The organism is Stutzerimonas sp. CXK-1 (genome assembly GCF_057738225.1).
This window is the reverse complement of the sequence record NZ_CM173217.1, coordinates 1597948-1607500: the sequence shown is the minus strand read 5'-3', so window position 1 is coordinate 1607500 and position 9553 is coordinate 1597948. Positions and strand designations below refer to the sequence as shown.

10 protein-coding genes (1 of these 10 cut by a window edge) are annotated in these 9553 nt (G+C 63.7%); 5 read left to right on the top strand and 5 right to left on the bottom strand.

Annotated elements, in window-relative coordinates; all coding sequences use genetic code 11:
• The 5 genes from AC0KXH_RS07650 to AC0KXH_RS07630 form a co-directional block, all read left to right on the top strand.
• Positions 1-613: the 3' portion of a TRZ/ATZ family hydrolase gene (locus AC0KXH_RS07650; protein WP_224109725.1), read on the top strand. The gene continues 722 nt to the left of window position 1, outside the view; 613 of the gene's 1335 nt are visible here — the last part of the coding sequence; its start codon lies off the left edge, out of view; it ends in the stop codon at positions 611-613.
• Between the two features lie 115 nt (positions 614-728).
• A complete protein-coding gene (ubiG, locus tag AC0KXH_RS07645; protein ID WP_488224435.1) occupies positions 729-1427 on the top strand; it encodes a bifunctional 2-polyprenyl-6-hydroxyphenol methylase/3-demethylubiquinol 3-O-methyltransferase UbiG in 699 nt (232 codons plus the stop codon).
• On the top strand, positions 1427-2098 hold the full coding sequence (mupP, locus tag AC0KXH_RS07640; protein ID WP_488224434.1) for an N-acetylmuramic acid 6-phosphate phosphatase MupP: 672 nt from the start codon (positions 1427-1429) through the stop codon (positions 2096-2098). Before ubiG ends, mupP begins: the two co-directional genes overlap by 1 nt.
• 33 nt (positions 2099-2131) lie before the next feature.
• Positions 2132-2875 (top strand): YciK family oxidoreductase, encoded by a 744-nt coding sequence (locus AC0KXH_RS07635; protein ID WP_043219595.1) that lies wholly within the window; start codon positions 2132-2134, stop codon positions 2873-2875.
• 198 nt (positions 2876-3073) lie between these two features.
• Complete coding sequence (locus tag AC0KXH_RS07630) at positions 3074-4009, top strand: GGDEF domain-containing protein (RefSeq protein ID WP_488224433.1); 936 nt, start codon at positions 3074-3076, stop codon at positions 4007-4009.
• A gap of 28 nt (positions 4010-4037) precedes the next feature.
• On the opposite strand, the gene rluB is transcribed toward AC0KXH_RS07630, so the two are convergent.
• The 5 genes from rluB to AC0KXH_RS07605 form a co-directional block, all read right to left on the bottom strand.
• A complete protein-coding gene (gene rluB, locus AC0KXH_RS07625) occupies positions 4038-5141 on the bottom strand; it encodes a 23S rRNA pseudouridine(2605) synthase RluB (RefSeq protein WP_041105924.1) in 1104 nt (367 codons plus the stop codon).
• A gap of 81 nt (positions 5142-5222) precedes the next feature.
• A complete protein-coding gene (locus AC0KXH_RS07620) occupies positions 5223-5867 on the bottom strand; it encodes a bifunctional 4-hydroxy-2-oxoglutarate aldolase/2-dehydro-3-deoxy-phosphogluconate aldolase (protein WP_043219587.1) in 645 nt (214 codons plus the stop codon).
• 17 nt (positions 5868-5884) lie between these two features.
• Positions 5885-6598 carry a 6-phosphogluconolactonase gene (pgl, locus tag AC0KXH_RS07615; protein WP_488224432.1) on the bottom strand — a complete coding sequence of 238 codons (714 nt, stop codon included), beginning with the start codon at positions 6596-6598 and terminating at the stop codon, positions 5885-5887.
• Complete coding sequence (gene zwf / locus AC0KXH_RS07610; RefSeq protein WP_488224431.1) at positions 6585-8054, bottom strand: glucose-6-phosphate dehydrogenase; 1470 nt, start codon at positions 8052-8054, stop codon at positions 6585-6587. Before zwf ends, pgl begins: the two co-directional genes overlap by 14 nt.
• Before the next feature lie 251 nt (positions 8055-8305).
• Positions 8306-9526 (bottom strand): carbohydrate porin, encoded by a 1221-nt coding sequence (locus AC0KXH_RS07605; RefSeq protein ID WP_488224430.1) that lies wholly within the window; start codon positions 9524-9526, stop codon positions 8306-8308.
• Between the last annotated feature and the right edge of the window lie 27 nt (positions 9527-9553).

The window sequence follows — 9553 nt, the reverse complement described above, 5'->3', positions numbered from 1 at the left end:
GCTGGCGCGACTGGCCAGGCAACAGTTGCTCGGCCCGCGCTTCCAGGCGGTTCATATGACTCAGGTGAATGAGGATGACCTGGCGCTGCTCGTCGAGCACAACTGCAGTGTCATTCATTGCCCCGAGTCGAACCTGAAGTTGGCAAGCGGCTTCTGCCCAGTGGAGCGGTTGTGGGAGGCTGGCGTAAACGTCGCGATCGGCACGGACGGCGCGGCGAGCAACAATGACCTGGACCTTTTGGGCGAAACGCGCACCGCTGCACTGCTGGCTAAAGCGGTTGCAGGCTCGGCTACTGCGCTCGATGCCCATCGCGCGCTACGCATGGCCACATTGAATGGCGCGCGCGCGCTGGGGCTGGATGAAGAGATCGGTTCACTGGAGGTCGGCAAGGCGGCCGACCTGGTCGCATTTGACCTGTCGCGCCTGGCACAACAGCCGATCTATGATCCGGTTTCGCAGCTCATCTATTCCTGCAATCGGGATCACGTCCGCCACGTCTGGGTTGCCGGCAAGCAGCTACTCGACGATCGCCGACTGACCCGCATTAACGAACCTGATCTCCTCGCGCGCGTCCAGGCGTGGGCAGAGCGCATTACCAGAGAAAGACTGTGAGCGTGTACGGCACATCAGCGTTGCAGCGGGCCCGCCTGCTGTAGAGTACCGCCCCGGATGAATGAACTGGCCGCGGCGACGCAGCCCCTATCAACAGACTGCAACGGAACTGAACATGAGCAACGTCGATCATGCTGAAATCGCAAAATTCGAGGCCCTCGCTCACCGCTGGTGGGACAGGGAAAGCGAGTTCAAACCGTTGCACGAAATCAATCCGTTACGCGTCAACTGGATCGATGAGCGAGCCACACTTGCCGGCAAGAAGGTTCTCGATGTTGGTTGTGGCGGCGGAATACTCAGCGAATCCATGGCGCGCCGAGGCGCTCAGGTCACCGGCATCGACATGGGCGAGGCCCCTCTTTCGGTGGCGCGCCTGCATCAGCTCGAGTCCGAACTGGACATCGATTACCGACAGATCACTGCTGAAGCATTGGCGGCTGAACAGCCAGGCCAGTACGACGTCGTAACCTGTCTCGAAATGCTCGAGCATGTTCCCGATCCGGCATCCGTCATTCGCGCCTGTCACGCACTGGTCAAACCCGGCGGACAGGTGTTCTTCTCGACCATCAACCGCAACCCCAAAGCCTATGCGCTGGCTATAGTGGGTGCCGAGTACGTATTGCAGCTGCTGCCGCGCGGCACCCATGACTACCGCAAATTCATCCGGCCGTCCGAGCTCGGCGCCTGGTGTCGTGAGACCGGGCTAGCAATGAACGATATTGTCGGACTTACCTACAACCCGCTGACCAAGCAGTACAAGCTCACCGACGACGTCGACGTGAACTACATGGTCCAGACCACCCGGGAGGCATGATGCGCCTGCGCGCCGTACTGTTCGACATGGATGGGACCCTGCTCGACACGGCTCCCGATTTCATCGCCGTGATCCAGGCCATGCGCCAGGCTCGCGGGCTGCCTCCGGTAGCCGAAGCGCGGGTGCGCGACGTTGTCTCCGGCGGCGCTCGGGCAATGGTGCTGAACGCCTTCGACGTCGCCCCGGATTCAGCCGAATTCGAAGCCCTGCGGCTGGAATTTCTCGACCGGTATCAGGACCACTGCGCCGTTTACAGCCGGCTCTACGATGGCATGGAGCAATTGCTCGTCGACATCGAAAAGGCGGGATTGATCTGGGGAGTCGTGACAAACAAGCCCGTGCGCTTCGCCGAGCCCATCATGGAAAGGCTCGGCCTCGCCGAGCGTTCCTCGGTTCTCGTCTGCCCCGACCATGTAACGCGAAGCAAGCCCGACCCCGAGCCGATGCTGCTCGCCTGCGACAAGCTGAGCCTGGAGCCAGCAAGCGTGCTCTTCGTGGGTGATGACCTGCGCGACATCGAATCCGGCCGGGCTGCAGGCAGCAGGACTGCCGCGGTCCGTTACGGCTATATCCACCCGGGCGACGACCCCAGTCACTGGGGAGCGGATGTCGTCGTATCCCATCCGCAGGAGCTGCGCAGCGTGCTGGACCATGCCCTCTGCCGCTGCTGACCGATTGGTATCCACCCTTTAGCGAGATTTCCCATGTTCGATTACACCGCGCGCCCAGACCTGCTCGCCGGGCGCATCATTCTGGTAACCGGCGCAGGTCGCGGTATCGGTGAAGCCGCCGCCAAAGCCTATGCCGCGCACGGCGCCACCGTCCTGCTGCTTGGCAAGACCGAAGAAAACCTCAATCGCGTATACGATGAAATCGAAGCGGCCGGGCACCCGCAGCCTGCGGTCATCCCGTTCAACCTGGAAACCGCACTGCCCCATCAGTACGACGAGCTGGCGGCCATGATCGAGCGCGAGTTCGGACGGCTCGACGGCTTGCTGCACAATGCTTCGATCGTCGGCCCGCGCACCCCGGTCGAGCAGCTTTCCGGGGAAAACTTCATGCGTGTCATGCAGGTGAACGTCAACGCCATGTTCATGCTTACCAGCACCCTGCTGCCGCTGCTGAAGCTCTCGACAGACGCATCGATCCTGTTCACGTCCAGCAGTGTAGGGCGCAAGGGGCGTGCCTACTGGGGCGCGTACGCGGTATCCAAGTTCGCCACCGAGGGGCTCATGCAAGTCGTCGCGGACGAACTGGATGGCACCGCCCCGGTCAGGGCCAACAGCGTCAACCCAGGCGCGACCAGGACCGACATGCGCGCCAAGGCCTACCCGGCCGAGAATCCGCTGAACAATCCCCTGCCAAGCGAAATCATGCCGGTGTACCTGTATCTCATGGGCCCGGACAGCGTCGGAGTCAACGGGCAAGCGTTCGATGCTCAGGGCTGACGTTCGAGTGACGGTTTTCCGTCTGCACTCTGGGAAGCCGCTGTCAAAATGACATCAAACGCAGCGGCTACCCGCTCAGCTCGCTGTCGATCGGCACCATAGCTTTCATCTAAGCCACTGAATTCAGTGGCTTTTCTTTTTCTGGCATCGTTTTAGCTTATTAGCAGGCATCAAGCGTAACGTCACCTGGAGCAGACAATGCTGCCTGCCATGCAGAACGATTCCACCATCGAGCACCTCGCCAGCCGCGACCCACAGCGGTCGCCGGCTGGTCCTGTACGGCTGGGCGTACCGGTGACGCTGAGCGATCTGCGACGCACCTTGGGGCAGCGTCTGCAGACGAGCCTGGAGATCGATCGGCTGCTGGGCTTCTTCTATGAAGAGGTACCTGCCCTCATGGCGCTGGATGGTCTGTGCTACCGCCATCCGGAAAGCGACCTGCGCCTCGAATATGGCCAGCCGGGCACGCATAGCGCCAGCTATCGCCTGAGCCAGGACGCCGCCGACCTCGGAGAGATCACGCTCTACCGCGCGCAAGTGTTCTGCGAGCAAGAGCTGGCGCAGCTGGAGAGCCTGATGGGCGTGCTGGTCTTCCCCCTGCGCAACGCTCTGCTCTACCGTGCGGCGCTGATGGCCTCGCTGAAGGACTCACTGACCGGCGCCGGCAACCGGGTGGCCCTCGATCAGAGCCTCGCACGCGAAGTGGAACTGGCCCGACGGCACCAGCAACCGCTGTCGGTGGTGATGCTCGACATGGACCATTTCAAGCAGCTCAACGACCGCCACGGGCACGCTGCGGGCGATGCCGCACTACGGCTGGTGGCCGCCGAGCTTCGCGATCAGCTGCGTAACGTCGACATGGTGTTCCGCTACGGCGGCGAAGAGTTCGTCCTGCTGCTTTCCAACACGGACGGAGCCTGTGCTGCAATTGCCGCTGAGCGTGTGCGAGCAGCCATCGAGCGGCTACCGTTCGAATACGACCGGCAACCGATTCCGCTGAGCATCAGTCTTGGCTGTGCCACCTATCGGCATGGCGAAACACCTCACGAATTGCTGAGGCGCGCGGATGAACTGCTCTATCTCGCCAAGCGCAACGGCCGGAATCGGTTGCAAACCTGCTTCGACCAGGAATGAAAAAAGCGCCCGCAGGCGCTTTTTTCATTTAGGGTTCGCGACGCCGACGACCAGCGCCTCCGCCACCTTTGCGCGGCTTGTCGGCCGCCGATCCACGACCGGCATCGGAGCCGGGCTTGCCGGGGCGACGATTATCGCTCGGGCGCTCTGCCAGTGGCGTCCCGCGGCTTCCGGCAGGGCGCGGCTTGCGTGCCCCCGTGTCGCGAGGCGCACGCGGCGACTCGGAGCGCACATCGGCTTCGTCGGCCGGACGCAGCACACGCGGACGTCGATCGTTGCGAACCGGCTTGGCGGCCTTGCGCTGCATACGCTCGATCTTTTCCTTGGTGCGGGTCTTCAGTTCCGGCAAGGCCACCGGCTTGAGGCCGACTTCCTCGCTGAGGATATTCACCTCGCCCTGGCCCATCTCGCGCCAGCGCCCCATCGGCAGGTCCGACGTCATGAACACCGGGCCGAAACGCACGCGCTTGAGCCGGCTCACCACAACCCCCTGGGACTCCCACAAGCGCCGGACTTCGCGGTTGCGTCCTTCCATCACCACACAGTGGTACCAGTGATTGAGCCCCTCGCCGCCTGGCGCCTCCTGGATGTCCGTAAAGCGCGCCGGGCCGTCCTCGAGCATCACGCCGGTCTTGAGGCGCTCGAGCATTTCCTCGGTGACCTCGCCACGGACGCGCACGGCGTACTCGCGGTCCATCTCATAGGACGGGTGCATCAGCCGATTGGCCAGCTCGCCGTCCGTGGTGAACAGCAGCAGGCCGGTGGTGTTGATGTCCAGTCGGCCGACATTGATCCAGCGTCCTTCTTTAAGGCGCGGCAGGCGGTCGAAGATGGTGGGCCGGCCCTCGGGATCGTTGCGGGTACAGATCTCGCCTTCGGGCTTGTTGTAAATCAGCACGCGACGGACGATCTGCCCGGGTTCCTCGCGCTTGATCAGGCGGCCGTCGATGGCGATGGCGTCCTGCGGCTCGACGCGCTGGCCAAGGCTGGCCACCGAGCCGTTCACCTTGACCCGGCCTTCGCTGATCCAGGTTTCCGCGTCGCGGCGAGAGGCGAGCCCAAGGCGGGCCAGCACTTTCTGCAGTTTTTCGCCGTGCGCCACATGGGCAACGGAGTCTTCGTGTTCGGTCATCCTGGCACCTCCCGGTGTGTCATATCCGAGTGAAAGGGCGCGCATCATACTCGCATCGCCCGGCCTGCACGAGGCCCTTGCTCATGCCAGGGCCGCGAGGGCCTGTGCGCTGGCCTGGCGGATCGCAGCCCAATCACCGGCGTTGAGCGCGGCGGCCTCGATCATCCAGGTCCCGCCGACACACATGACGTTGGGCAGCCCCAGGTACTGCGCGGCGTTGCCGGCATTCACCCCGCCGGTCGGGCAGAACCGCGCATCGGGAAAAGGTCCGGCAAATGCCTTGAGCGCCGCCATGCCGCCACAGATCTCTGCAGGGAAGAGTTTGAAACGCCGGTACCCCAGGCTGTAACCCTCCATGATCTCGCTAGCGGTAGCCACGCCCGGCAGCAGCGGCACCGAACACTGCACGCCCGCCTCGAGCAGCTCTCGGCTGGCGCCGGGAGAGACGACGAACTGGGCTCCTGCCGCCTCGACCTCGTCCATCATGCGCCGGTCGAGCACGGTGCCTGCACCGACGACCAGATCCGGGCGCTGCTCGCGCAGACGGCGGATCGCGGTCAGGCCATGCGCCGAACGCAAAGTGATCTCCAGCGCCGTCAGGCCACCGCTGGCGAGTGCGTCGGCCAGCGGCAGGATCTGCTCTTCGCTGCCGATGGTGATCACCGGGAGAATGCGCGCCCGGCTGCAGATCGCTTCGATCAGGGCGTTCTTCTGCTCCATCGACATATCGCTCTCCTCGGGCCTCAAGGGCACCAGTAGATTTCCAGGGGGGAATGCATGAACGCACGGATCGGCATCTGCAAGGCATCGGCCGAGAGTGCATCACGCAGGGTGTCCAGCTTGGCCAGCCCCTGGATGGCCAGGTACTGCGTCCGCGCGCTGGCCAGGATGGGGTACGACAGGCTCAGCCGCTCGTGCGGCGCGCTGGGCGCGCGCATCGGTACACAGGGCTCGGGGCAATCATCGCGCAGGGCGTGCGCCAGGTTGTCACTGCCGGGAAACAGCGAGGCGGTATGACCGTCTTCACCCATGCCCAGCACCAGCACGTCGATGGGCTGGGCCAGGCCGGTGAGCGCTTCAGCCGCGTGGCGGGCCGCTTCAGCGAGCGTATCTGCCGGGCTGTAAAGCCCTAGGAATTGCGCCTGTGCAGCCGGCCCCTGCAGCAGATAGCGGCGCACCAGCGCTTCGTTGCTGGCCTCGTCGCTCCATGGCACCCAGCGCTCGTCCGCGAGGGTGATCTGCACGCGACTCCAGTCGAGCTCGCGGCGCGACAGCGCCTCGAAGAATGGAATCGGACTGCGGCCACCGGAAACCGCCAGGCTCGCAATCCCATGGGTGTGCACCGCATAGTCGAGCACCTTGGCCACGCCATCGGCCATCACCTCGGCCATTCGTTTCGCGTCGGCCAGGCTGTGCGCCACTACACCGGTGGGTAGATCGAGTTCAGAGATCGCCATACCAGGACCTCCCGTCACGAGTAATCAGGGCAATCGAAGCGACCGGCCCCCAGGAGCCGGCCGGATAGAGTTTGAGACTGTCGCCCAGACGGGTCCAGCCGTCGATCAGCTGATCGCACCATTGCCAGGCGTACTCGACTTCGTCCCGCCGCACGAACAGGTTCTGGTTGCCCTGCATCACTTCGAGCAACAGGCGCTCGTAGGCGTCCGGGATGCGCGCGCTCTTGTAGGTCTCGGAAAAGTTCAGTTGCAGCGGGCCACTGCGCAGGTGCATGCCCTTGTCCAGCCCCTGCTCCTTGGTCATCACCTGCAGCGAGATGCCTTCGTCCGGCTGCAGGCGGATGATCAGACGATTGCTGATGAGCGAGCGTTGCTCGGGCGCGAAAATGTAGAACGGCGGCTCCTTGAAATGGATGACGATCTGCGACAGCTTCTGCGCCATGCGCTTGCCGGTGCGCAGGTAGAACGGCACGCCGGACCAGCGCCAGTTGCAGATGTCCGCACGCAGCGCGACAAAGGTCTCGGTGCTGCTCTGGGCGTTCGAGTTTTCCTCTTCGAGGTAGCCGGGCGCCGCCCTGCCCCCGGCGATGCCGGCAGCGTACTGGCCGCGAACGACGCGTTGCCCGAGCAGCTCGGGGGTAATTGGCGCGAGCGCCTTGAGGACCTTGACCTTCTCGTCGCGGATGCTGTCGGCGGTAAGGTTGCTCGGCGGGTCCATGGCGATCAGGCAGAGCAGCTGCAACAGGTGGTTCTGCACCATGTCGCGCAACTGGCCAGCCTGGTCGAAATAGCCCCAACGCCCCTCGATGCCAACGGTCTCGGCGACGGTGATCTCGACATGGGAAATGTGGTGCTGATTCCACTGCGTCTCGAAAAGGCTGTTGGCAAAGCGCAGAGCAATCAGGTTCTGCACCGTTTCCTTGCCCAGGTAATGGTCGATCCGATAGACGCGGCTCTCGGGAAAATACTGCGCCACCGCTTCATTGACGACACGCGACGACGCCAGGTCGTGGCCGATGGGCTTCTCCAGCACCACTCGGGCATGCTCAGCCAGACCGACCGCTGCGAGATGCTGGCAGATCATCCCGTACACCGAGGCCGGGGTAGCGAAATAGGCGATGAGCGTTGGGCCGGCGCCGACACGCTCGGCCAACGCCACGTAGCTCTGGGCATCACGGAAGTCCATCCGCAGAAAGCTCAACCGCGCACGAAAGCGCTGCAGCGCCTTTTCGTCTATTTCCCTGGCAGGTACATGGCGCCGCAGATGCTCGTCAATGAAGGCCAGATGGCCGCCTTCATCGCCCGGGTCGCGCGCCAGGGCCAGAATGCGCGTATCGGCATGCAGCAAGCCAGCCCGGTCAAGTTGATAGAGCGCCGGGAACAGCTTGCGTAGCGCCAGGTCGCCAAGCGCACCGAACAGGGCAAAGGTACAGGGATCGACGGTTATCGCAGGCATCAGAGGCGTTCTACTGACCATGGCATTCAAAGATAACAGCCAGCTGTCGCACAGCGACCCGGCGTCGGGACGGCGCGCAACAGCCATCGTATAGAACAGACAGGGTTATTTCGGGAAATCTCCCGAACAGAGGCGCAGTTCGTCCCGCAGAGCAGGCAGGCCGACGCAAGGCGGCGCCAAGGACATGACGCCGCGGCAGATTCGCCAGGAAACAGCCTGGCCCCGCCGGGTGCGGAGGCCAGGCTGTGCGGCTACCACCAGTGTTCGACCTGCACGCCGAAGTTGGAGCCGTGCCGTGCACTGCCAAAGGTACCGCTGTCGGACAGGGTCGAGCCCGGGTCCATCTGGCTGGCAGCGACCTGCGCGGCCTTGTTCCAGCTCGCATAGGTGTAATAGAGCCGGATTTCCGGGCGCGCCCAGAACCCCGGGCCGGTCGGCGACCAGGTCGGTGCGATGGTGAACTTGGTCAGCTTGCGTGTGCCGTCGCTCGCATCGACCTGATCGTGCCCCAGCTCGGTGACCAGCTTGAACTGCTCGCTGATCGCATACGAAGGGCGCACGCCGATCGACAGCCAGTCCTGGTCGGCGCCATCGTCACGTGTGTCCTTCTGGTAGACCACCTGGAACTGGCCGCCGAAACGCGATGTGGTCTGCCAGTCGAAATATTCGACGACACGCCAGCTCTTGGCGCTGTTGTCCAGGGTGACATCGCCCGTATAGCCGAGGCCCGTCCCCGGCCCGCGGCCGTATTGCACGGCGAAGGTGTTGCCACCGCCGAGAAAACCGTCCTGCTTGTGCTGCACGGTGACGGCCCAGCCGCTATGCGCGTCGGTGCGATCGGGCTTGTCGATGTAACTGACGCCGAACTCCAGCTCCCCGCCGGGATTGCTGTCGAAGCCGCCGACGTTGAAGTCGTGCCGGTTGACGTAATTCTTCTGGAACACGTTGTCCTTGCGCGAGAACGCGTAGCTGTACTTCAGGCCGCCATATTCGAAGTCCTCGATACCGGCGCCGGTAGCGCTCTGGTTCCAGTAGTAGAAGTCGGAGATGTGGATGTCGTTACGCTTGTAGAACCGCCGCCCGGCCCACAGCGAACCATTGTTCAGCGCTGGCACCTTGCTCCACTCGGCATAGGCCTGGACCATTCGCGCCCAGCCATGGTCGCCGGTGAATTCCGGCGTATGACCGTACCCGTTGTACAGCGCGGCCATGCCCTCCAGGCTCAGCACCGAACCGTCGGCAAAGGTGAACAGGTCCTGTCGCAGGTCCAGTTCGGCGTACTGTTCGCATTCGTTACCCAGGCGGTACTTGGTCTGCGCACCGGGTAGCTGGAAGCAGGACTGGGTTCCGCCCTCGGTGGAGCCGCCCACCCCGCTACGCAGGTAGCCGGTGAAGTCGAGCGCCAGGGTGGTTCCCGGCAGCACCAGCGCGCCGAGCGACAGCGCCAGACCAACCGTTGTTGTTTTTTTCATCATTCACTCCCACTGTTGTTATTGTTC

Excerpts from the sequence above, each read along its gene's own strand:
- ubiG (WP_488224435.1), top strand. The coding sequence starts at position 729 with ATGAGCAACGTCGATCATGCTGAAATCGCAAAATTCGAGGCCCTCGCT.
- mupP (WP_488224434.1), top strand. The coding sequence starts at position 1,427 with ATGCGCCTGCGCGCCGTACTGTTCGACATGGATGGGACCCTGCTCGAC.
- AC0KXH_RS07635 (WP_043219595.1), top strand. The coding sequence starts at position 2,132 with ATGTTCGATTACACCGCGCGCCCAGACCTGCTCGCCGGGCGCATCATT.
- AC0KXH_RS07630 (WP_488224433.1), top strand. The coding sequence starts at position 3,074 with ATGCTGCCTGCCATGCAGAACGATTCCACCATCGAGCACCTCGCCAGC.
- rluB (WP_041105924.1), bottom strand. The coding sequence starts at position 5,141 with ATGACCGAACACGAAGACTCCGTTGCCCATGTGGCGCACGGCGAAAAA.
- AC0KXH_RS07620 (WP_043219587.1), bottom strand. The coding sequence starts at position 5,867 with ATGTCGATGGAGCAGAAGAACGCCCTGATCGAAGCGATCTGCAGCCGG.
- pgl (WP_488224432.1), bottom strand. The coding sequence starts at position 6,598 with ATGGCGATCTCTGAACTCGATCTACCCACCGGTGTAGTGGCGCACAGC.
- zwf (WP_488224431.1), bottom strand. The coding sequence starts at position 8,054 with ATGCCTGCGATAACCGTCGATCCCTGTACCTTTGCCCTGTTCGGTGCG.
- AC0KXH_RS07605 (WP_488224430.1), bottom strand. The coding sequence starts at position 9,526 with ATGAAAAAAACAACAACGGTTGGTCTGGCGCTGTCGCTCGGCGCGCTG.